A 213-nucleotide genomic window follows, 5' to 3' on the forward strand; every position below is an offset into this window, starting at 1 on the left:
GGCGCCCGGCCACAAGATCTATCCATACCTTCTGCGCAAGCTCGCCGTGACACGACCCAACCAGGTCTGGGCCATGGACATCACCTACATCCCCATGGCCCGAGGGTTCGTCTACCTGACAGCGGTCGTGGACTGGTTCAGCCGAAAGGTGCTGGCCTGGCGGCTCTCGGTCACGCTGGAGACGGAACCGTGCCTCGAAGCTTTGAAAGAGGC

General features: G+C 62.4%; 1 protein-coding gene. It reads left to right on the forward strand.

Going from position 1 to position 213, the window contains the following annotated elements:
- A partial coding sequence (locus EU800_RS26695) for a DDE-type integrase/transposase/recombinase (protein WP_165354876.1) occupies window positions 1-213 on the forward strand: 213 nt, incomplete at both ends.

The sequence above is a fragment of the Tropicimonas sp. IMCC6043 genome, from assembly GCF_004146235.1.
Classification (GTDB): domain Bacteria; phylum Pseudomonadota; class Alphaproteobacteria; order Rhodobacterales; family Rhodobacteraceae; genus Tropicimonas.